We start from the raw sequence: 24,623 nt of genomic DNA, 5'->3' as shown, positions 1-24,623 counted from the left end.
AGAGGAAAGAGGAAAGAGGAAAGAGGAAAAATTGTTGATTTAAATTTTATATTTTCAAGTATTATATATATATATTGTGCAGTAATTTTTGTTAATTTAAAAAAACATGACAAAACATCTAATTACAATGTCCACCTTTGGCACAAATGGCAGATTTGGCAATCAAATTTTCCAATATGCTTTTCTGAAAATTTACGCCAAAGAACATGACTTACAGGTGCAAATTCCCCGATGGCCAATCGGAGAATATCTCTTTGGCCATCAGGATCCAGAAATTAGCCAAATTTTACCGCAAATCCGGGAATCTAGCCAAGAAATTGCTGAAAGTGAAATTATCACAGCTAATCCGCCCTTACAAAATATCGATATTTGGGGATACTTTCAATATCATACCAGTTATTATGCCCAATATAAAGATTATTTTTGTGATTTATTTAAACCGCGAGCCGAAATTGAGCAAAAAATCCAGCAAGCTTGGCACAAATTAGGTTTAAGTCAAAAAACTGTTGTATGCTTGCATATTCGCCTCAAAGACTATGGATTCTCTTATTTTTTTATTCCGCCATTTGCATGGTATGTAGACTGGTTAAATGAGCTATGGCCAAGTTTAGAAAATCCCATATTATATATTGCTACCGATGAACCGGAAACGGTTTTGCATCATTTTTCGGCATATCATCCCGTTACGGCTAAAGATTTACCTATAGAATTACCCGAAGCTGATTTTAATGCCGATTTTTATGTTGATTTTTATATTCTGAGTCAAGGCGATCTCGTGGCTATTTCTAATAGTACCTTTTCCTTTGCCGCTTGTATGCTGAATCAAAGGAGTAAACTATTTGTGCGTCCCCACTTACCTAGTCAAAAGTTAATTACCTTTGATCCGTGGCATAGTGAGCCAATTTTTCGGGATGTCAAGGTTGCCGCTTTTGAGTCAGGTGATTTGCACACAATTCGGCAACAAATATGCGATCGCTGGCTGAGTTTAACCACCATTGACCAGATAAAAATGACTTACTTGGGAGGGGTGGGAACTGACCATAAAAATGTCCTCAAACTGGCAACCCAAGATGAACCCTTAAGTCCAACAGAACAAAAAATATTGGATCAAATTACGCCCAAATTTGCCACAGGAATAAATCCCTCTAATCTTCAGTATTTTCTAGCAGCAATGCTGTACCGTCGGAGTTACCAATTTTCCTGGGTAATTCAAATAGAACAATGGGCGGAAATTCCTGACTGGTTTTTTGAGTATTTCCTAGAATTTATCTTTGCTGCTCCCAGATATTTTACCCAAATTGGCGATATTGAAAAATATTCCCAGTATATTCAAGACTTAATTAATCAGATTCATTATAAAATATTCACCGCATTTTCAGTAAATCGTGAAATTCAATGGAAAGATATAGCAATTAAACTGTCGAATATTGCCTATCGAATACCTTTATCTTTTGCCGAAAAGAACTTTCGTGATTTAGTGATTAAACAAACTGAAATAATTGAATTTGCGCTGATTACAACCAGCCATCAAGTTGATTATCGGTTTGACAATGCCCCCCATTCTGGAAAAATTCGCTTAGGAATTCTGCAAAGCAACTTTGGTTACAACTCAGAAACTTTGGCTAATTTGCCTATTTTTGAATTTCTGAACCAGGAGGAATTTGATGTCATATTATATGCAGTTGAAAAGTCAGTTGACCCTATAGAAAGTTATTGCGCTAGTCCAGTTAATCGATTGGTGCATTTACCGGAAGGTTTGGCAGCAGCAGTGAACACAATTCGGCGCGATCACCTCGATATTTTATTGATTGGCAGTAATGCCACCGGACGCAATAAAAGCATTGAACTTTTAGCCATACATCGACTGGCTAAAATCCAGGTAATTAATAGCGTTTCTTTAATTACCACGGGGATGCGGCATATAGACTATTATATAGCCGGAAACTTAACCGCACCATTGCCCGCATCCCAGCAATATTATACCGAAAAATTAGTCAATTTGCCCGGTTCAGGTTTCTGCTTTAAATATCCTTTAACGTTACCGGAACCACAGTTAAAATTTCAGCGTAGCGACTGGGGAGTAAATTCAGAAAGCGTCGTTTTTATTTCCGGCGCTAATTTTTATAAAATTATTCCCGAATTAAGAGAAACTTGGGCAAAGATTCTCCAGGCAGTACCGAATTCTATTTTAGTCTTATATCCTTTTGGGGCAAATTGGGCGAAAGCATATCCCAAGCGCTCTTTTGCTAAACAAATGGCACAGGTTTTTGAGCAATATGGCCTTGATTCAGATCGAGTTTTTTTGTATGGCAATTTGCCCAGTCAAGCGGATGTTAATGCTTGTTTGCAGTTAGCAGATATTTATCTGGATGCCTATCCTTATACCGGGGCTTTATCATTATTAGCACCGTTACAAGTGGGTTTGCCGGTGGTGGTGCGAGAAGGAGATATTTTGCGATCGCGCCGTGGGGCGGCAATATTACAAGAAATGGGACATCCTGAATTAATTACTAACAGTGAAGCGTCTTATATTCAGTTAGCCATTGCATTGGCTAAAGATCGGGTAAAACGACAGGGTTTAAAACAGCATCTACAGGATAAATTCTGTCAATTACCTCCATTTTTGGATAGTCGGGTTTATGCAGCAGCTATGGGGAAATTGTTAGCAAAATTATTTTTATCTCGGAGCCAATAAACCGGGTTTCTGAGACAATGGAATAATACTGATATTAATCAAGGAAAAAAACCCGGTTTATGAACAGCGATCGCGCCCCTACCCCAAATTCAAGAAACCGGGTTTCTGAGACAAGACAACAATACCGATATTAATTAAGGAAAGAAACCCGGTTTCTCAAACCCTCAAGTTGACTATTAAATCAACCCTTGTTTTTTAAGCTCAGATAGAGCATTTTCAGCGGCTTTTTTTTCCGCTTCTTTCTTGCCACAAGCTTTGCCTTTTCCATAGGATTTATCATTGACAAAAACTGTAGACAGGTATTCGGGGGCATGATCGGGTCCGCCAATTCGTTCGGTGACATATTTGGGCAGTACAGATCCAAAGGTTGTTTGTACCCACTCTTGAAATCTATTTTTGGAATCGATGTTAGAACGGATTTCAACAGTGGTGGCAGGTACAGAATCAAATAACTCTTCGATAATTGGACGAAGTACCTCCATCTTGCGATCGTGATCTAAATAATAGGCTCCAACCACTGCCTCAAAAGTGCTACTCAATAAATTAGGACTTTGAAATCCCCCATTTTGAATCATGCCTCTTCCGAGACGCATTCTAAAGTCTAACCCTACTTCCATCGCAAACTTAGCGAGTTGTTTTTCATCAACTAATGCCGATCGCCGTCGAGTCATTTCATCTTCTGCCATTTCCGGATAACGACAGTAGAGATACTCGCCACTAATAAAGGTTAATAGAGCATCCCCTAAAAACTCTAGGCGTTCATTATGTAGTTCCCCAAAACTTTCATTAGTATAAGAACGATGAGTCAAAGCCTGTCGCAAGAGCTTTTCATCTTTAAAATTTAACAATTCATGCATTTGAATAGTTCTCCTGACTTGTTTCCCATGTAAATTATATCATTTATTAGGTATTTTACCACAAATAACCGCTGTAACATCGCCCATAATCGCTCAATGTTACAGCGTTTTTTACAGAAAAAAACAAATCTGTAGGGGCGAAGCATGACCGCAGGAGAAACCGGGTTTCTGCAACAATCTATGCTTCATACCGAGTAGGGGCGATTCGCGAATCGCCCCTACAATTTCGCGAATCGCCCCTACAATAAACCCGGTTTCTGAAAACCATAAATTTAATCCGGTCATGCTTCGCCCTAACCCAGTATTTGTGATTCAGGCAATAGAAAAGTGCTGGAAAACTACTACGTTTTTGCTCATGGCATACTTTAGGCTGCCACGTTTAAAGGGCTAAACCCGGCTTCACTTTTACTTAAAGTGTAAAATTCATCGACCATGTTTTTGAGCTTTTGGTTTGTAGTTTTGTCTGAATCAGATATCAGAATTACTTTTTTACCAGCCGCTTTTAGCTCCCGCACTAATGGAACGAAATCACCATCTTTTGAAAGCAAAATAACCGTTGATATGTGTGGATTACTGCTAATATCTTCCTGGCAATCCTTTATTAATTTTTTGTCAGCATTATTTTTTTTAGCTTTACTAGCAGGAACGTTACGACATTTAAAATCCAAATCGTCGAAAGTGTCCTCGACTAGAGGAGTTTCTTTACGCCAATGTGCGTAGACATTCATAACCTTCACTGACCCAAGTTTTTTAGCAAATTCCACTAAAGCTATAACTTTATCTCTGAATTTACCTTGGGATTTAAAGTGAACATTCTGCCAATCCCAGTAGATAGCTACTTGATCTCTGGATTTACCTTGGGATTTAAGGCGGACATTCTGCAAATCCCAGTAGATAGCTACATGATTTAACATTTGTTATTTCAATAAGTAATAAATTGAGGCAGTCTCAAAAGATAGCTTTATATGCAAACAGCAAAAATCCAGATCCATTCTGGAACTGTTGAATCGGTTGCCGTCTCAAACCTTGCAGGACCCTCGTTCCCTGAATCATCATAGAGTTCTTAACGGGATCTAGTATCAACTTCAGACAGACTCTCAGATAAGAGACATGAAAAGCAGTTGAAATGAATGACTGGAATAAAACCATTCACCGCAACAAATTTTCATACCTCTTATCTGAAGGTCTGGCTGAAATTGATGCTAGACCAGGCCAAGAACTTTATTAATGATTCAAGGTTCAAGGGTGCTGCTCATGAGACGAGAACCCAAGCTTAGTGCTTGCGTTTCTCTATTGAGTTGCCTTAATTACTATAGCACACTTTTCAGGGTTTGTCAAGTGCGATCGCAAAATTTCCTCATCCGACCCTAACGAGGGCAAAAAATATTCTCAATAGAGAACAAAATAAGGCTTTTACTGAGAAAATACTTTATATATAGTGTCACAAAAAAATAAACACTATATATAGATTTTCCTAAACAGGTTGCCAAACAGTACCAAAGAAAAATTACAGGTATGGACGGAAAATCTGCACCTCGGTAAAACCGAACAAAGATATCTCAGGAAGACTTTTAGTAAAATAGAGGCACTGTCATTCAGGAAAGTTTCCCAGCCAAAACCCCAACTGCACCGCCGACAAACCGATGAAAACCGACAGCATCTTTTACCAAATATTTCAACAGTTCCCCGCCAGTTTCTTTGAACTGATCAACCGCCCTGCTAGTGAAGCAACGGCTTATCAATTTACTTCCGTCGAACTCAAACAACTGGCTTTTCGGATTGATGGGGTTTTTCTGCCCAAACAGGAACAGTCCAACCAACCTTTTTACCTAGTAGAAGTTCAATTTCAACCGGATGATAGTTTATATTATCGCGTTTTTGGAGAACTGTTTCTATATTTAAGACAGAATCAACCTCCCTATCCTTGGCGAGTGGTGGTGATTCATCCCAACCGCCGAATCGAACGCGAACAAGACTTTCAGTTTGCGGAAATGCTAGAATTAAGTCGGGTTTCGCGGATTTATCTCGATGAGTTAGATGACTCAGACGAATCCTTGGGAATTCAAATCTTGAAACTGGTCATCGAACCGACAGAAAATAAAGCCGCCAATCGCGCCAAACAGTTAATATCTGGCAGCCAATCTCAAATCACATCGGCAGATATGCGCCGAGACTTCATCAATTTAATCGAGACAATTATTGTGTACAAGTTACCGCAAAAAAGTCGGGAGGAAATTGCAGCCATGCTTGGATTAAGTGACTTAAAACAAACCAGATTCTATCAAGAGGTCTTTAGCGAAGGTAAAATCGAAGGCAAACTCGAAGGCAAACTCGAAGGCAAACTCGAAGCGGTTCCCAATATGATTTCGGCAGGAATTAGCGTAGAGTCGATCGCCCATATTTTAGATTTACCCATAGAAACAGTTCGCCAAATTGCCGGACAAACCAACGAATCTAATTCCTAGTTTGTATCGCCCCACCCTAATTGGGTGTGGGCAATTTTTTGTAGAGGAATTCATGGACAACTTATGAACAACCATTTCTACTCCTAAACTTACTCTATTTGCTTTCCACCTTATCTATAATTTGACAGAAGGGGAAGAACAGCCGCTAGAAAATAGCGATCGCCCCGGTGTAGTAAAATAAAAATTGCTCCATCCGCGAAAAAAATTCCATGCGGCGAGACTCCATATTTTACAAAATATTCCAACAAGCCCCCAGCCTGTTATTTGACCTCCTGGCAAATCCCCCGGAAAATGCCAGTGCCTACCGCTTTGACTCCGTAGCGGTCAAAGAACCAAAATTTGAAATTGATGGGGTATTTCTGCCCCCGGATGGCAATCCGGGCATGATTTATTTTTGCGAGGTACAATTTCAGAAAGATGAACGGTTATACGAGCGTCTATTCGGGGAAGCGTTTCTGTATTTCTATCGAAATCGCGATCGCTACTCCAACTGGCAAGCGGTAGTGATTTATCCATCACGCAGTATTGAACAGAGTGATATTCAGCCCTATCAAGCACTGCTCAACTCGCACCAAGTGCATCGAGTTTACACGCCAGTTGCTCTACTTGGGGAAACCCCAAGACCGCACTGGCTCCTAAATGAACTCGGTGATATTCGACAATCACCGTTAGGAATTGCTTTAATGGTGTTGACGATCTTAAAAGAAGAACAAGCACCCGTTGAAGCCAGATATTTGTTAGAACGAGTAAAAACCGAAGTTGCCTCAGCAGAAACAAGTCGCGACATCATAGATACGATCGCGACCATCATGGTCTATAAATTCACTAAATTAAGTCGGCGGGAGGTAGAAGCCATGCTCGGACTGCGATTAGAAGAAACCCAAGTTTATCGCGAAGCCAAAGAAGAAGGAATTCTTCAAGGACTGGTTCAAGGTCGCCAAGAAGGTCGCCAAGAAGGTCGCCAAGAAGGTCGCCAAGAGGGACAACAACAGGAAGCGGCTAATCTAGTTCGGCGTCAATTGCGGCGTCGTTTGGGAAATTTATCGGATGCGATGACAAATCGCATTTCCAACCTACCCCTATCGGTGTTGGAAGATTTAAGCGAGGCGTTATTAGATTTTAGCAGTCTGGATGATTTATCCGCTTGGTTAGAAAGCCATTAAGCCCAGATCAAAAAGTATTAAAACAGGGGTTTTTTATCTAGAAAAATTCCTGATAAAAGTCGATTAATTAAAGGCAAAAACCCGGTTGATTTAATTAACCGGGTTGTTTTATGAAATCCTGAAGCCGCCGCCGATCGCGATTTCGCACCCTCTTCGCTACTGATGTACACGACGGAGCAAAGAGGCAACACTTATGGGTCTGTAGCCAATTAATCAGCCCGTGAAGCGAAGCTCCGAATTGCTACTCGAATCGCTCACCGGGCAAACCTCTGAAAGTTCATTTTTCCAGACGTTTGCAATAGAAACCGGGTTTCTGGGTTAACTTGAAGCAAGAAAGCAAAGATTGATTTCACAACCCGGTTTCTGGGTTTTCAGAAATCGGTTTTCTGGGTTAACTTGAAGTAAGAAAGCAAATATTTATTGAAGCAACCCGGTTTTTGGGTTTTCAGTCTAGTAGAGATGGTCTCACTTATATCGTAAGTTATAAAATCTCAAGATAGTGACAAGCTGTCTAACGGATATGGAGTGACTACCTGCCAAAACCAAATACCATTGGTGAGGTTATTATAGGAGTGATATGACTGACCTGTTCCAAGTTGGCAATCGAGTGATTCAGGGGGAGCAAATCCCCATGTTGTTAAAGCGGTATCAATTGATGCCGCAATTTTTGCGTGGCATAGTGCTAGATACAGCGATCGCCGATATCCCCCTGACGGAAGAAGAACGCATAAGGGCGATCGAAGACCTGGCCGTCCAGCAAAAACTCACATCACCGGAAGCCAGACAAGCTTGGCTAAAAAGTCAAGGGCTAACTCCCGCAGAAATGGAAGATTTAGCCACCCATCCGGTGCGAGTAGAAAAATTTAAGCAAACCACTTGGTCATCAAAAGTTGAATCCTATTTTATGGAACGGAAAATGTTCCTTGACCAAGTAATCTACTCCTTAATCCGGGTTCAAGACCAAGGACTAGCCTACGAACTGTATTTTCGGATTCAAGAAGGGGAAGCCAAATTTGCCGACCTTGCTCGGGAATACTCAAAAGGGCCGGAAAGTCGTACCGGAGGATTACTTGGCCCTGTTCCGGTCAGTCAACCTCATCCTCGGATTGGTAAACTCTTATCCATTAGTCAACCGGGTCAACTCTGGCCTCCGCAAGTTCTCGCCGAATGGTTTGTAATTATTAGATTAGAAAAATTTATGCCAGCGCAACTCGACGACGCCATGCGTCGGCGGTTAATCGATGAATTATTTGAAACATGGCTCAAAGAAGAGGTGCAAAAAGTCATCTCCTTGCAGTCTGTCCAGCCCTCAGCTACTTCCGGATCATGACCACAACCATTTCACAATCCCAAATTCCTGACTTCCTAGCGCAAACGACGCCGTTTGAGCGACTCAACCAGAATCAATTAAATACCCTAGCTTCCAAATGCCAGCTATTACGCTATCGCCCTGGTCAACCAGTCTTTGAACGGGAAAAAATGCCCACTCAAATAGTGATTATCTACGAGGGCAAAGCAAGACAGTTAGCCTACGACCAACGAAAACAATCCCTGGTCAGCTTGCGTTTGGTGAGTTCAGGAGAAATCCTGGGCTGGGTTTCCTTAATTCGCGGCGTGGCCTCAGATACCATCATCGCTTCTACGGACACGATCGCCATCACCCTACCAGCAGATGAGTTTTTAGATTTTGTCAAATCTCACTCAACGGTGAGGGACTATTTTCAAACCCACATATCAGAAACCGAAGTCTTTGAACTGCTGGCGCTGGAATTACAGCGACGAGCGGATAGTCTCACGAATTTAAAAGATTTAACCCTCAAACTGACTCCAGAAGCCACAGCAGTGAATTTCCCCAACGGCAATGTGGATCTAGCCAAACTCGATCCAGAATACCTGTGGTTCGTCAGTCAAGGCAACCTGGGAGACTTTAACGCCGGTAAGCTACTGTTATGCGATCGCACTCAGCAAAAAAAACTCCCCAGTAATGGTGGGGTTCGGTTGATTGGCGTGCCATTTGCGCTGATTTCCCAATCCTTAACCCCAGAGGTGGCGGAAATTACCGACTCAGAGGTGACAGACCAAGCGGGAGGGGCTTTTGCTCCTGTAGATCGCCCTGTAGAAATTCCTTACGCTCCAGACCGACCCCCGGAACCGGAATTTGACCCCAACGCCCCGCGCCCGAAATATCCCTTTGTCCGGGGCAGTGGCAAAATTGACGCGCCCTTAGCTTGCTTTGAAATGCTGGCCAAACAATCCGGCCTCCGCATCCGTAAAGATTTATTACGCCGCGTCCTCAAAGATCAACTGGCCACCACCGGACGTTTAACCCTGCAAGCTTGTGGAGGTGTTGCCGCCAGCATGGGCTTGAATCCGCAACTGGTAGGCATTCCGCCCAACTTAATCGGCAGACTCAAAGCCCCAGCGATGATTCGCTGGAAAGATAGCTTTGCCCTGTTATTTGACATTAATCAGCGGGAACTGGTGATGGCCATTCCCGAAAAAGGCATCGTCCGCAAAAAACCCGAAAAATTTGCCGAAGAATGTGACGCTGAAAACGGCCAAATCCAAGTATTGCTATTGCAAAAACTGGATACGGAAAACAAAGAAAAATTCAACTTCTGGTGGTTTTTACCAGAATTAGCCAAATACAAAGGCACCTTATTCCAAGTCTTTTTGGCCTCATTTTTCGTGCAGTTGATGGGTTTGGCTAACCCACTGCTGACCCAGGTCATTATTGATAAGGTCATCGGTCAAAGAAGTTTAGACACCCTGAATGTCTTGGGGGTGTTAATGGTCGGGGTGGCGTTGTTTGAAGGCTTGCTGACCGGATTACGCACCTACTTATTTGTCGATACCACCAACCGCATTGACCTAAGTCTCAGTTCTCAGGTCATCGATCATTTATTGCGACTGCCGTTAGATTATTTCGACAAACGACGAGTCGGCGAACTCGCCGGTCGGGTGGGAGAACTGGAAAGAATTCGCCAATTTATGACCGGCACCGCTTTAACCGTGGTACTCGATGCGGTATTCTCGGTGATTTATATCGCCGTAATGCTTTCCTATAGCTTATTAATGACCGCCGTTGCTCTGGTGACGGTGCCATTATTTACCGTCTTAATCCTGCTGGTTTCTCCCCTGGTGCAGCGTTTATTGCGCTATCGCGCCGAGCGTTATGCCGATGCTCAGTCCTATTTGGTGGAGGTGCTATCAGGGATTCAAACCGTGAAAGCCCAAACCATTGAGTTAAGTTCTCGCTGGAGTTGGTACGAGCGCTATGCTCGGTATGTGAGTGCGGGATTTGATACGGTGAAAACCCAAACCACTGCTGGTTCTATTAGTGGCTTTTTGAACAAGCTTTCTAGTTTGTTGCTGCTGTGGGTGGGGGCAACCTTGGTGTTAAATAACGACATGACCTTGGGTGAGTTGATCGCTTTCCGCATTATTGCCTCTAACGTGACTGGATCTTTGTTGCGATTTGTCCAGGTGTGGCAGACTTTCCAAGAAACCGCCATGTCCGTGGAACGACTGCGAGATATTCTAGAAGCCCACCCAGAAGCCGATGAAGCCGATCGCCACAATATCCCTCTGCCAGAAATTCATGGGGCGGTGAGATTTGAGGATATTTCTTTCCGTTTTACCAAAAATGGCCCATTAAACTTGGTCAACGTGAATCTGGACTTTGAAGCGGGTCAGTTTGTGGGAATTGTCGGTCAGAGTGGTTCCGGCAAAAGTACCTTGATGAAGCTGGTGCAGCGTCTTTATGAACCGGCCAGTGGACGGATTTTTATTGATAGTTACGATATTGCTAAGGTAGAGTTGTATTCTCTGCGGCGGCAAATTGGGGTCGTCCTTCAAGATACTTTGCTGTTTAATGGCTCGGTACAGGACAATATTGCCCTAACTAATCCCGATGCCACCACCGATGAAGTGGTGGCAGCGGCAAAAACTGCGGTGGCTCACGATTTTATTATGAGTTTGCCTAATGGTTATAACACCATTGTCGGTGAACGGGGTTCATCTTTGTCTGGGGGTCAACGACAACGGATTGCGATCGCCCGCACAATATTGCAAAATCCTCACCTGCTGATTTTGGACGAAGCCACCAGTGCCCTGGATTATCGCTCCGAAAGAGAAGTTTGTGACAACTTAAGAAAAGCCTTCAAAGGTCGGACAGTCTTTTTCATCACCCACCGCCTGCAAACCGTTAAAGAAGCAGATGTTATCCTAATGATGGATCAGGGGTCTGTGGTTGAACAGGGCAAACATGATGAATTAATGGCTCTCAAAGGCTTCTACTACTGTCTCTATCAACAGCAAGAATCACAAATGTAATCCCTGGTTATTTGTTATTGGTTATTCGTTCGCTCTAATAACAAATAACGAATAACAAATAACGAATAACAAATAACAAAAAATTGACCTATGACCAATGACACAATAAAATCTACCCCAATTTTCGATCAACCTGTAATCTTAGAACGTCGCCCGTTTTGGTCGAGTATTTTTGTCTGGACAATTATGGGCATGACAGTTTTTGGCGTGGCTTGGGCTGCCTGGGCGGAAATCGACCAGTCAGTTGCTAGTGCCGGAAAACTGGAACCCGCAGGCGGCGGTGTGGAAGTAAAAGCCCCGACTGGGGGGGTAGTCCGCGAGATTCATGTTAAAGGTGGAGATTTAGTCAAACAAGGGGATTTGTTGATTACCTTTGACCCGACAGCCCCGGAAGCGGATGTTGAGTCCTTGCGGCAGTTACGAGAGTCTCTGATGCGAGAAAATCAGTTTTACCAGGCGGCTATGAATGGCAACCCGGTGCCTGGCGCTAGTGCCGAGTTGCAAGCACTGGTGAAGCTGCGATCGGATTTGATCTCAGAAAATCAGTTCTTGGAAGCATCGGCGAATGGCGTTGCCAGTTTAGGGGGGAGTGGGGCTTTTGATGCCAACCAAGAACAACTGTTAAGAGCCAGCCGTTCAGAATATGATACTCGTGTGGCGGCGGCGGGGTTCCAAGTTCAAGAACTCCAAGCTCAACTGAGTCAAACGCAACAACAAATCCCCAGCGTGAGAAATCAGTTAAACATTGCCAGGGAACAAGAAACTACCGCCCAAGCGAGTTTAGAAACTGCAAAGCGACAATTGCCTACGGTGCAATCTCGGTTAGAAACCGCTCGTCGCCAAATTCCTACCGCCCAAGCGCGAATCGAAATCGCTCGTCGTCAAATTCCCACCGCCCAAGCGCGAGTCGAAACCGCTCGCCGCCAAATTCCTACCGCCAAAGCCCAGTTGGAAACAGCCGAACAAGCATTGGCGCTAAATGAGGATATTCTTTCCCGGATTGAGCCTTTAGTCGATCAAGGAGCTTTGTCGGAATTGCAAAAACAACGGCAGGAGCAAGAAGTTTTAAACCAGGAAGCCCAAGTTTCCAACCGGGAAGCGGAACTGCTCTCCCGTCAAAATGAAATTTCTGCCCTAGAAGCCGAACTGTTAAATCGGCAAAATGAAATTTCTGCCCTAGAAGCCGAACTGTTAAATCGGCAAAATGAAATTTCTGCCCTGGAAACTGAGGTACTCAACCGGCAAAATGAAATTTTGGCCAGACAAGCGGAACTGGACAGGCGTCGGGAAGAGGTGGTGACTAGGGAAGCAGAACTGACTCGGCTGCAAAATGAGGTGCAGCGACTTGATGCGGCGATCGGAAGGTCTGAACAACAGTTGGAAAATACCCAATTTGTGTCTCAAAAAGATATTAGAACTAAAATCGCTGACAATCAAAAACGCATCTCTGATATTGACTCGCAATTTAGCAAATCGCTCCTGGAAAATCAAAAACGGATTTCCCAAATTGACGGTCAATTAGCCCGGGCGCAATTGGAATTGCAATATCAAGAATTACGCGCTCCCGTAGCCGGTGAAGTGTTTGATTTACAACCGAATGCTCCGGGTTTTGTGGTGAGAGAAACTGAACCCCTGTTAAAATTAGTTCGTGATGCTAAATTAGAAGCCTCTGTACTGATTCAAAACCAGGATATTGCTTTAGTCTTAGATGCTTTACGGAAAAATCAAACGGAAGGGAAAAAAGGCGTTCCTGTTGAAGTAATGGTCGAAGCATTTCCCGCTACAGAATTTGGTACAGTCAATGGCATTTTAACCAGCATTGGCTCAGATGTGTTGGAACCAGATCCCCAAAAAGGTCAGAATTTTTATGCCTTTCCCGCCACGATTGAACTGGATAGTGATAAGTTTATTCTCGATAATGGGTTACAAGTTCGTCTACATTCGGGGATGGCGGTACAAGCTAAGATTAAGATTGGCAAGCGCACTGTTTTACAGTTATTTATCAGCCGTTTAACTAACCAAACCAGAGGCTTAGAAACGGTGAAGTAATCTCAATACTCAGAGGCGAGAAACCGGGAGAGGTTAGAAACCGGTTAATTGACGCAAAATTCTGCCACCAACCAACAAATCTCATAGAAACCCGGTTTCTTGTCTTTGGGGTCATAAACCGGGAGAGGTTAGAAACCGGTTAATTGACGCAAAATTCTGCCACCAACCAACAAATCTCATAGAAACCAGGTTTCTTGTCCCTGGGGTCATAAACCTGGTTTCTTGTCCATATGCTCGTTCAAGACCTCAAAGGGAAGCTTACTGTGACGGTGGTTTCTTCCCCAGGAATACTCTCAATTTTCAACTGTCCTTGATTTAATTGAGTCAGTCGCTGGCTAATTGCTAGTCCTAAGCCGGATCCTTGCTGCTCATAAAGTTTTCGTTCAAATTGAACATAAGCTCCTACGGCGGAAATTTGCTCTGGGGTCATCCCCCGACCGCGATCGCACACTGATAAGATAAATTGTCCATCTTCTAGAAAACTCGAAATCTTGACGGGTTGTCCGGCTTCAGAAAACTTAAACGCATTTTCTACCAGTTCACTGACAATTTTACTAAACCAATGCTCATCGATAGACAATTCAGTATCTACCAATTTTAAATGTAAATCATCCACTCGATTGAACCACACTGCTTTCTCGTAACTGACGGCATTAATTGTTAGGTGGGAGGAAAGGGTTTCTCCCTGCAAAAATACTTTTAATCTGTCAGGGTCTTTGCCCACCAGTTCTAGTTGGGCATACAGTAAAAAATTTTGAATTAACTGATATAGTCGTTCACCAGAATACTTAACATCTTGCAGCACTTGGCGAATTTCTGTGGGTTCCATTTCTTGATATTCGTCAATCAGAAAACTTGTAAAACCCAGAATTCCATTTAATGGCGTCAGCAGTTCATGGGGTAATGTTCGGGTGAGATTATTCCGCAATTCATTTAACTTTTCTTCAGAATGTTGTTGCGCGGCAGCAGATTTTTTCAGTCTACTACTGACGGATCCCAATAACTCATCGCGAGTAAAAGGTTTGGTGAGATAATCATCTGCACCTAAATCCATGCCTTCCCTCATGTCATATTTGGTGACTTTAGCGGTGAGAAAGATAAAGGGAACTGTTTGGGTGACTGGGTTTTCTCTTAAATTTTTCAACACGGTCAACCCATCCATTCCGGGCATCATTACGTCGCAGATAACTAAGTCTGGCTGTTCTTGGATGGCCATTTCTAAGCCGATTAAGCCATTTTCAGCTTCGATGACATGAAAGTCTTCAGCTTCCAGAATTTCCCAAATAATTTCTCTGACGTGATTGTCATCTTCAATCGCTAAAATTTTAGTCATAATTATTTATTGTTTATCTAATACAGCTTTTGGCGATGTTATGAAGTACAATAGCAACAATGAGTTAACCATTTAAATGCTGAGGATTAATCAAATTTAGGGCAATTGATATGAGTCGATCAATCATTGCTGGATTTTTGGGAGTAAAGCTCCGTAAAAAAGATTTAAGTTGTAACCACCACATTTCAATGGGATTAAAATGTGGAGAGTAGGGAGATAAATAAATGACTCTTGCACAGACCCTGGAAATCATCGGTTCAATTAAGGTCATTTTATGGGCGGATAAATTATCCATCACGACTACGGATACCCGCCACAATTGAAGGATTAAAAACTTTGAAATCTTCATACAGCAAATACCGACCCATCCATTGAGTTATATATTCTCATAAAAGCCAAGAATTTTTCCAGCGTAATATATCCGACAATCGTGACTTTTGACCCTCGATAAAAGAGCTTAATTTTTCGGACTCTTGTCCCGATTGATTACCGGGATGAGTTCTATCTAACCCTAGCATAATCCCGCTTTCATCTATAAATACTATTTTTTAGCCTCAATATATTTAATTTGCTGCCAATAGTCTTAATTTTTGTAATCTTTCTGTTTCAGCTTGACTACTGTAACTTGTTTTTTTTACGAGTGATTCCGCGCTTTTTAAAGTAACGACATTCCGGCGGTCTCACTCACCCATTTGCCGGTTTTTTGTCCTCATAATTCACAGAATTATGCCAAAGTCGCCTGGAGATATTCAGCGATTAAGGATCGGACTGTTTATTCAGAGGAAATCAACTGACTGAATCGATGTTTACCCCGGTTTTTGGGAAACACATTTCTTTCGGTTCGTTGTTGCTTAACTATTTTTTGCACAAAAGTTTTACTAACAGCAAATATTTGGGCTAGTTTTCTGATGGATATTTTTTGGCTCAAGTGCGCTTCTACTATTTTTGATCGGAGGTCAACGGAATAGGATTTCATAAGCTTTCACGATTATCTGTTTTTCACTTGCTCTTGATTGTACCTCATAAGATCGCCAAGTGTTCTATTGGCTTATTGTTTGTCTAATATAGCTATCCGTGCAGGATTTGTGAATTTTTCAGATTCCCCTCTCCCATGGGCAGCCGTCGGTTGGGGGTGAGGGCTTATTTCTCCATTGATTGAGTAGGATTGCTATATTGGCTTATTGTTTGTCTAATATTGGCTTATTGTTTGGCTATTGTTTGCCTATTGTTTGCCAAGTAAAAGTTGTTGATTATTGGTTATTGGTCTTGTAAAAGAGAAAGTATGCTGCTGCCGGAGAAAGGATTTTCGGGTAAGTCAACAAGAACTAATAACCAATAGCAAAGTGTCAGGACAGTAAGTCAAAAGAATTTTAATAATTCGGCGGGAGCCAAAGAAATGTTTTGTTGAATTTCATCACATTTATGTTTATTTAAGGTTTTAATTTGAGCTTCGGTTTCTACGCCATTGGCGATCGGCTTTAATTTCATGCCGCGAGCAATTTGCAGCAAGGCAGAGATCGCCGGTTCGTTTTGCGGCAAATTACGCACCAAACCACTATCTAACTTTAAATTATCTAAGGCTAATAATCCCAGATCGGCAAAAGGACCCGAACTATGGATTAAACCAAAATCGGTAATGGTGGTTTGAATTCCCATCCGTTGCAGCCCTAATAATTTCGAGGCAACCTGATTTAAATTAGTGGCATGAGTAATGATGTCAGCCGAGATTTCTAATTCCAAATAGCTTGGGTCTAATGAAACGGCTTCGATCCGCTGGGCGATCGTATCCAACAAAGACGGGGACATGAACAATTGTAAGGGCAAATTCACCGCCATTCGCAGTTTTTTCCGAGATTGTTGCCACTGTTTGGCTTGCTCGCAAGCGACAGATAGTACCCATTCAGCGATCGCCTGTCTCAGTCCAGTTTTATCTGCCAGGGTCGCAATATTTCTTGGAGAAACCACAGTTCCCGTTGGATCCTGCCAATATACTACCGCCTCGGCTCCGACAATTTTTCTCGTTCTAATATTAATTCGGGGCTGGTAAAACACTTTGAGCATTTTACGCTGCCATGCGGTTTGAAAATATCCCGCCATTTGCAAATCCTTAGGGGTATCTACCCCAAACAAAGGCCGAACATAAATTTTACAACGGTTGCCCCCTTCTTTCTTTGCTTGACTCATGGCCATACTCGCTTGTTGCCGTAGGGTCTCCAGAGTGCTGGATTCGGGATAAAAGGAAATACCAATCGTACCAGTAACCGGAATCATTTTATGGTTCACGTTGTATGGCTGGGCGATTATTTTTAAAAGGTTTTCCGCCAGAACCAATGCTTGATCCTCGTGGCTGACCGGAGCAAGGATTAGGGCAAATTCATCTCCGGGCAAACGCACGACTCCCACCGCTTCAAAGGTCTGGATAAAATCTGTCAATCTTTGAGCTAGAGTTTTTAAGATTAAATCCCCATTTTCATAGCCAATCGTATCATTAATCTGAGTAAAGCGATCTAGACCTAAAAGCAGAAATGGGATTAGGGTTTGTTGGCTGCTATGCGGGCTGTTATTATCGACTTGGCCTTGCTGGAGTGCCTGCTGGAAATAATCCCCTAAAACTAACTGATTTGGTAAGCCAGTCAGACTATCAAACTGTTCTAATTGTTCCAGTTTTTGCGAGACTTCCGCCAGTTTTTGATTTTGCTGGGCAACTCGCGCTAAACGAGCATTAACCGCATCCATTAGTTCATCGCGAGTAAAGGGTTTGGTCAGATAATCATCCGCCCCCAAATTCATCCCTTGGCGCATATCTCCTTTGGTGGCTTTGGCGGTGAGAAAGATCACCGGAATATGTTGAGTAACTGGGTCATTTCTTAAGCGGGTGATCGTCCCGTAGCCATCCAATGCTGGCATCATCACATCGCAAATAATTAAATCTGGCAGTTCTGCTACTGCCAGTTTCACCCCCACTTGACCATTGTTGGCTTCTATTATTGCGAAATCCTCGGCATCGAGGATTTCTACAATGATTTCTCGGATATGGTCTTCATCTTCAATTACCAAGATTTTGCTTGTTTGGCTCATATTTTGGCTCATATTTTGGCTCATATTTTGGCTCATATTTTGGCTCATATTTTGGCTCATAGTCATCTTACATGGTTTGGTCTGAGACGGTTAACCCAAAAATCTAACCCAGGCTGAGATTTTTCTGAGGAATGAATCCTCATTCAGGAGCCTGTGCGGTCTTCGGGAAACCCCAAGTAGAGCAACTGGCGTGCAAACCCTTAAGAAACCGGGTTTGTCTCAGAAACCCGGTTTCTGGTACTCCTGAAGTAAAGCCTCTATTTCTGATACAGGTAAAGGCGGACTGAACAGGTAGCCTTGGAATTCATCACAGTGCAGTTCTTTGAGAATACTGAGTTCGGCTTCGGTTTCTACTCCTTCTGCCAATACTTTTAGATTTAACGTATGCCCCAGTTCAATCATTAACTGAACCATCGCCTGTTTTTTAGGATGCTTGTCCAGTTGGTGCAAAAAAGAGCGATCTATTTTTAATGTATCAAAATCAAAGTTGTTCAAATAGCTTAACGATGAATATCCTGTGCCAAAGTCATCAATACCAATTTGCACACCCATATTTTTAATTTGCTTAAAAATCTGGGTTGCCAGTTCTATGTTTTGAACAACCATACTTTCAGTAAGTTCTAGTTCTAAATATTGAGGAGACAACCCGGTATCCCCGATAATTTCTAGTAGTCTAGAACCAAAATCTGATTGCTGCAATTGTTTGGCTGAGATATTCGCGGCAACTCGCCGTAAAGAGTAACCCATGTTATGCCATTTTTTGGCGTCTTTACATACGGTTTTGAGTACCCAGTCCCCCAGGGGTATAATTAAGCCTTTTGCTTCCGCTATGGGAATAAATTCAACAGGATAAATCATGCCTTTTTTATGATGCTGCCACCGTAGCAATGCTTCTAATCCGATAATTTGTCCAGTGCGGATATCAACTTGAGGTTGATAGTATAGCTGAAATTCTTCTCGTTCTAAAGCTTGAGTTATTTCGCCAGTCATGGTGATAATTTTGTCAGCGGTCATTATCACTTGTTCAAACCGGCCTTGCCACCCCTGGGTGGGAGTAAAAATCTGTTCTGAATCAGCATAAAATAATTTATTTAATCTCTCTTCTAATTCATGCAGTTTATCCTCTATTTGATCGATTCTTTGATCGTAGTAATGTTGTCGGTATGCTTGTTTTTTCAGCCGAGTTTTTACAGCGGATACTAATTCATCCCTGGTAAAAGGTTTGCTGATATAATCATCGGCGCCGAGTTCCATACCGAAGCGGACATCATTTTTCTGGGCTTTAGCCGAAATGAAAATAAATGGGATGGTGGCTGTTTTTTCGGTTTCCCCTAGCCGTTTTAACACATCATAGCCACTGAGGTTGGGCATCATAATGTCACAGAGTATTAAATCCGGGAGACATTGTTTGGCTAAGGTGATTCCATCATAGCCTTCTTCGGCTTCGATTACTTCAAATTGTTCACATTCTAACATGGTGGTGATGACTTCCCGAATCATAAAGTCATCTTCAATAATTAATATTTTTTGATTTTCTAGCATGATGTTTTGTTAGGAAAATAATGGTTTTGATAGATTGGATGATGGTTGCTACTATATTCCTACTTACTATATTATAGTATTTAACATCCCTACTTACTATCAAAAAAATATTTTTTGAATAATTTTTTGATTATTTTCAATTTAGCCATACATAAACTACCTCGATCGCTATCTATTAATTAGGAATATTTATTTGATTTTGTGTTGAAAATGCCAAATAATGCCAAGCCAAATAAACTAATAAGTGTAAATTGATGGCAAAGTGACAATAAAGGTACTGCCTTTGTCCATTTGACTGTGACAGACGATTTCTCCCTGGTGTAAATCTACGGATTTTTTGACAATAGATAGACCTAAGCCGGTGCCTGGAATGTTGCCGACATTTTGGGCGCGGTGGAATGATTCAAATAAATGCTTTTGGTCTTCTAGGGGAATGCCAATTCCTTGGTCTTGAATTTGCAATTTCACCTGGTCTTTTTGTTTGGTTGATACCTGGAAATTTACGGTACTGCCTTCGGGAGAGTATTTGATGGCATTGGTGAGCAAGTTAATCAGAATATGCCGCAGAAGTTTTTCGTCTAAGTTATAAGTAGCACTGGCTGGTTCACAATTTATGCCGCAACTTAGAGTAATTTGATGTTGTTTGCCGATGCCTAGTTTTAATTCTTCGACTAAGGATTGACAAAATTCCCATATGTTGATTGGCGCTGGGCTTAGTTCTAGTCTGCCGGATTCCATTCGCCCTAATAATAGGACATCATCTAAGAGTCCAGTCATGTGTTTGACGGTGCTGTAAATGCGATCGAGATATTTCATTTTTTTATCTTCGTCCCATTTATGACCGTAGTATTTGAGGATTTCGGCGGCTCCTAAAATTGTGGTTAAGGGGGTGCGGAATTCGTGGGAAGTCATGGTGATAAACCGCGATTTGAGTTCGTTGACTTCTTCGGCTTTGGCGAGGGCTTTGCGAAGTTGTTGTTCGGCTTTTTTGCGATCGCTGATATCTCGGCAAACACAAATTAAGTCGCCATCATCGTTCAGAGTTAAGGAAAGTTCCTGGGGAAAGGTGCTGCCATCGACTCGTTTACCGATCACTTCTCCCTGCCAATGTTTCTGCTGGGTTAAAATGGGGAAAACTTCCCGTTCAATGCGATCGAATTCATCAGGATCGTAAAGGATATGCCAGGTTTGGCCGAGTAAATCCGCTGTACTAGGGAAGCCAAACAATTGGGCATAGGCTTGGTTGAGAAAGACATACCGATTGTTATGCAGAATGCCAATGCCATCAATGGCGGCTTCGATGGCCGCTAACTGTTGCCGCAGACCTTCTTCGGCGGCTTTGCGATCGGTGATATCAATCCGAATGGCCAGATGTTGTAACGGCTTGCCCGCTTCGTTCAAAAAGGGGACGATGGTGGTATCCATCCAGTAAAACCCGCCATCTTTGGAGCGATTTTTGACTTCGCCGCGCCAAATTTGCCCACGGGTAATCGTTGACCACATTTCCTGAAAGAAACTGGGGGGATGATAGCCAGAATTGACAATCCGGTGGGTTTGCCCGATCGCCTCTGATCGCTCGTACTGAGAAATTTCACAGAATTTGTCATTGACATAAGTAATGATCCCCTGGGGATCGGTCATGGTGACAATCGCCATTTCATCTAAAGCCTGCTTCTGGTAGGCTAATTCCTGAAGCGCTTGGTGCAATTGGCCTTGGGTTTTGCGCCGTTCGGTGACATCCCGGAAAATCGCTTGGGCGGCGGCGGGCTTACCCTCCCGATAACGACAGGTGATATCTCCTTCCAAGATCACCGTGCGACCGTCTTTGCTAATAAAGGAAAGTTCTACCGCATTATAGCGATCCCGTTGACCACTGCTTAAGGCATCCCACATCTCTCGGCACTGGTCGTGATATTCCGGGGCGATCACGTCTAGATAAAAAAGCTGGGGAATTTTTTCCAGGGTATATCCCAAGGTTTCCAGCCATGCTTGATTCACATAGATGAAGTGACCGTTGCTCAGGGCCACGCTTTGAATCAGGTCATTGGTACTATCAAACAAGTCTTGCAATTGCTCTTGGCTATCAGCTAAAGCTTGCAGGGTATTTTGTTGAGAAGCCATCAAATTCCCCTGATAGACCGCAACGGCAACAGACAAGGCCAGTTGTCCGGTAAGCTCTTTTTCAAAATCCGTCCACAGGTGAGGGGCGCGACAATGGTGGGCGATGATAAACCCCCAGAGTTCCTGAACATTCTGGGGTTGATAGATTGGCACGACTAATTTGGCTTGGATTTGCCAAGATTGCAAGAATTCCCGCAGACAAGGCCAGTGTTCCCCATAAGCTTGGTAAACATCCGTGATGGCGACGATGGTTCCATCACGATATCTGTCCTGGCATTCCCGGGGAAAGGTTTCTTCAGGAAATTCTATGTCCAGGAGCTTGGGATACGGCGGTTTCACGGTTTCCGCGACCACCCGCCCAACCCCACTGTCAAATACTTGGTAAATCAGGACCCGATCGCACTGAAGAATTTTTTGGATTTCTTCAACAGTAGTTTGGAGAATTTCTTCTAAACGCAGGGATTGGCGAATTTTTTGGGTAATTTCCCCAAATAAGCTGGATTTAATATATTGCTGCTCCAGTTTCGCTTGGGCTTGTTGCCGTTGGGCAACTTCTGCCAACAGGTTGCGGTTAGTTTCTCTTAACTCCGTGGTGCGCTGTAAAACCTGTTGTTCTAAGTTTTGATTCAGTTGCCGCAGGGCATCCTCCACTTGACGGCGCTGTTGTAGTTCCATTTGGGCTTGCTGGTAAAGTTCTGCCTGTTGAATGGCGATCGCCAACTGCACCGCCAACTCATCCAGCAGTTCCAACTCATCAGTCTGCCAGTGACGGGGAGCAGAACATTGATGGGCAATCAATAAGCCCCACAGGGGATTTGGCGAAATCGTGCCTTGATCTGCCTCGGATAAGAGGGGTTGGGGCGATCGCGTCGGCAACAAAATCGGCACCCCCAGATAGGCTTTCACCTGAAATCGAGTCAATAACTCGTAATGGCAACTGCTTAGGTTTGACCGATCAATATCATCCAAGGCAGTCTTGATCCCTTGTTGATTATGCTGTTTCCCCCCAGACTTAAAAAAAGTATCTTCAATATTCATCCCCAGACTCACCAGCCAACCAGTGGCCACGGACTCGGCAACAATGGTGCCATTTAAATCCGCATCAAACTGATAGACCAGCACGCGATCGCAGTTGAGCAAGTGGCGCACTTGTTCCACGGTAGTGTTGAGGATTTCATCTACATTCAAAGATTGGCGAATTTGCAAAGCGGTTTGATTTAGCAGCCGTTGATATTCAGCAGCGGACTCTAACCGGGCTTCTGCTGAGAGGCGTTCTTCAATTTCTCGTTTCAGCCGTTGATTGCTGGAAACCAGCTTAACCGTGCGTTCCGCTACTCGGTGTTCCAAATCTACCGCCAGTTGTTGCAAAGCTTCTTCAACTTGTTGACGCTGCGTGATTTCCTCTTCCAGTGCTTGATTTTTCTGGGCAAGTTTAGCGGTGTTCCGTTCCAGGGCTTCATTGGCGGCAGCTAACTCTAAATTCTTCCCCTGGAGCTCGATCTCGATCTGTTTCCGGCTAATAGAGTATGTAATACTGCGAATCAGCAAATGATCGTTGACTTGTTGCTTAACCAGGTAATCCTGGGCGCCCAGATGGATTAGTTCCAAGGCCAATTCTTCATTGTCCGTACTGGTCAAAACCACAATAGCGGTATTCGGTGCCGACTGTTGGATCGCCTGCAAAGTGTTAACCCCGCGACTGTCCGGCAAGTTCAGATCCAGCAAGATAGCGTCAAAGGTATTTTGCTCCAGACAGCCCAGGGCTTCACCCAGGGTTCCGGCAATGGTCAGTTCTATCCGCCCCTGGGGCGATATTGCATCCGCAACGAGGAGCGATCGCTGCAATTGGCGCTTAACGATCATCCTATAAGTGATATCGTCTTCCAGTAATAGCACCGATGTGAGTTCTCGTCTTTGCCCAGGGCTTTTCTGGACAGTATCCCGCGAGACGGCTGTTTGATGCTTGACAAGAGTTTGAGTTTTGGCAACTGAACCATCGTTTTCTTGAAATTGCAACACAGCTAAAATTTCCGTCAACTCAGCCGGTTCTAGCAGTCGCAAAATCGTCGTTTGCGTCACAATACCTAACAACTCCCCCTGAGAACCCGTAACCACCAACCGGCGAATCGGTTTTTGCTGTAGCACTTGGTTCGCATCAAACAAACTAGCATCTGCACTTACCGTCTGCAACGGCGTACTAATTACCATTTCCGCTGGAGTCGTGGCAAAATCTAGCTTGAGCTTATGAAACTGAACAACATCTCGCTCGGTAATAATGCCCAAGGGAACCTTCAGGCTTTCCGAACCGGGCAAAGGCTGGGAAATCACCACAGAGCTTACCTGATGCTGCACCATTGTCTGGGCTAACTCCAACAACGAAGCGGTTGGCGGGGCTTGGATCACTTCTCGGTTCATCACCTCTCCCACTCGTCGCAACTTAAGCAGTTCTATCTGGCGTAGTCGTTGGCAGATCAAAGTGGTTGAAGTTAAGCCCAGCAAATCCCCAGAATCGTTCACAATCGGTAAATGGCGAATTCGATGCCTTTGAAATTGGCTCAAAATGCTGAAAATATCGCGATAGTCGGATTTTTTCAAGGTAATGGGTTGCTGGGTCATTACTTCTGCAATAGTCACCGCTTCCAGATTGACCCCTTGAACCGCTAACTTAACCAGATCCCGCTCCGTAAATAGACCAATAACCTTGGTTCCCTCTCGCACCAGAACGCAACTGGCTCGGGCTTCCGGGACTCCAGTGGCAGCCAGTACCTCACTGGCTTCGGCGCGTTGCTGGTGCATCAGATTCACCAACTGTATCAGGAGGGTATCTGGTGTTACGGTCAGAGGATAAGGATCGGTAATGGCTTCTAACTTTAAGGAAGCGATACGGGAGTTTGGTAGGTTCATGGTTCTTTGGTCATCCCTGTAATCATCAGCGAAAATCGATAAAAGCCCCCCTTTTTAAGGGAGGTTCGGGGGATCCACCAT

Annotated in this window: 14 protein-coding genes; 6 read left to right on the top strand and 8 right to left on the bottom strand. The window is 43.5% G+C overall.

Annotation, left to right across the window (positions count from 1 at the left end; genetic code table 11):
• Window positions 1-106: 106 nt before the first annotated feature.
• Window positions 107-2,695, top strand: a complete 2,589-nt coding sequence (locus tag ABWT76_RS17030) for a hypothetical protein (protein ID WP_082348886.1) — start codon at window positions 107-109, stop codon at window positions 2,693-2,695.
• A 176-nt stretch (window positions 2,696-2,871) separates the two neighbouring features.
• On the opposite strand, the gene rnc is transcribed toward ABWT76_RS17030, so the two are convergent.
• The 3 genes from rnc to ABWT76_RS17015 form a co-directional block, all read right to left on the bottom strand.
• Window positions 2,872-3,552, bottom strand: coding sequence for a ribonuclease III (rnc, locus tag ABWT76_RS17025; RefSeq protein ID WP_054466903.1), 681 nt, complete (start codon window positions 3,550-3,552; stop codon window positions 2,872-2,874).
• 111 nt (window positions 3,553-3,663) lie between these two features.
• Complete coding sequence (locus ABWT76_RS17020) at window positions 3,664-3,837, bottom strand: hypothetical protein (RefSeq protein ID WP_156331809.1); 174 nt, start codon at window positions 3,835-3,837, stop codon at window positions 3,664-3,666.
• Window positions 3,838-3,917: 80 nt separating this feature from the next.
• A complete protein-coding gene (locus ABWT76_RS17015; RefSeq protein WP_054466904.1) occupies window positions 3,918-4,466 on the bottom strand; it encodes an NYN domain-containing protein in 549 nt (182 codons plus the stop codon).
• 729 nt (window positions 4,467-5,195) lie between these two features.
• Here ABWT76_RS17015 and ABWT76_RS17010 point away from each other — a divergent pair.
• The 5 genes from ABWT76_RS17010 (at window position 5,196) to ABWT76_RS16990 (ending at window position 13,564) form a co-directional block, all read left to right on the top strand.
• Window positions 5,196-6,017: an Rpn family recombination-promoting nuclease/putative transposase gene (locus ABWT76_RS17010; protein ID WP_354634662.1), complete on the top strand. Its 822-nt coding sequence runs from the start codon at window positions 5,196-5,198 to the stop codon at window positions 6,015-6,017.
• 209 nt (window positions 6,018-6,226) lie between these two features.
• A complete protein-coding gene (locus tag ABWT76_RS17005) occupies window positions 6,227-7,180 on the top strand; it encodes an Rpn family recombination-promoting nuclease/putative transposase (protein WP_190879239.1) in 954 nt (317 codons plus the stop codon).
• A 577-nt stretch (window positions 7,181-7,757) separates the two neighbouring features.
• A complete protein-coding gene (locus ABWT76_RS17000; protein ID WP_054466907.1) occupies window positions 7,758-8,510 on the top strand; it encodes a peptidylprolyl isomerase in 753 nt (250 codons plus the stop codon).
• Window positions 8,507-11,515 (top strand): type I secretion system permease/ATPase, encoded by a 3,009-nt coding sequence (locus ABWT76_RS16995; protein WP_199317403.1) that lies wholly within the window; start codon window positions 8,507-8,509, stop codon window positions 11,513-11,515. Before ABWT76_RS17000 ends, ABWT76_RS16995 begins: the two co-directional genes overlap by 4 nt.
• A 90-nt stretch (window positions 11,516-11,605) precedes the next feature.
• Window positions 11,606-13,564, top strand: a complete 1,959-nt coding sequence (locus ABWT76_RS16990) for an HlyD family efflux transporter periplasmic adaptor subunit (protein ID WP_054466908.1) — start codon at window positions 11,606-11,608, stop codon at window positions 13,562-13,564.
• Window positions 13,565-13,802: 238 nt separating this feature from the next.
• Here ABWT76_RS16990 and ABWT76_RS16985 read toward each other — a convergent pair whose 3' ends face one another.
• From ABWT76_RS16985 to ABWT76_RS16965, 5 genes are all read right to left on the bottom strand, one after another.
• The gene (locus ABWT76_RS16985; protein ID WP_054466909.1) at window positions 13,803-14,897 is read right to left on the bottom strand and encodes a response regulator; all 1,095 of its coding nucleotides are present in this window, start codon (window positions 14,895-14,897) and stop codon (window positions 13,803-13,805) included.
• 64 nt (window positions 14,898-14,961) lie between these two features.
• A complete protein-coding gene (locus tag ABWT76_RS16980; RefSeq protein ID WP_354636422.1) occupies window positions 14,962-15,150 on the bottom strand; it encodes a hypothetical protein in 189 nt (62 codons plus the stop codon).
• Between the two features lie 1,106 nt (window positions 15,151-16,256).
• Window positions 16,257-18,035, bottom strand: a complete 1,779-nt coding sequence (locus tag ABWT76_RS16975; protein ID WP_231636806.1) for a bifunctional diguanylate cyclase/phosphodiesterase — start codon at window positions 18,033-18,035, stop codon at window positions 16,257-16,259.
• A gap of 159 nt (window positions 18,036-18,194) precedes the next feature.
• The gene (locus ABWT76_RS16970; protein ID WP_054466911.1) at window positions 18,195-19,517 is read right to left on the bottom strand and encodes an EAL domain-containing response regulator; all 1,323 of its coding nucleotides are present in this window, start codon (window positions 19,515-19,517) and stop codon (window positions 18,195-18,197) included.
• Window positions 19,518-19,754: 237 nt separating this feature from the next.
• Complete coding sequence (locus tag ABWT76_RS16965) at window positions 19,755-24,542, bottom strand: PAS domain S-box protein (protein ID WP_354634661.1); 4,788 nt, start codon at window positions 24,540-24,542, stop codon at window positions 19,755-19,757.
• Window positions 24,543-24,623: the final 81 nt, after the last annotated feature.

Source organism: Planktothricoides raciborskii GIHE-MW2 (genome assembly GCF_040564635.1).
In the GTDB taxonomy this organism is placed as follows: Bacteria; Cyanobacteriota; Cyanobacteriia; order Cyanobacteriales; family Laspinemataceae; genus Planktothricoides; species Planktothricoides raciborskii.
Note: the sequence above shows the minus strand (reverse complement) of the source record. Positions and strands in the feature narration are given on the sequence as shown.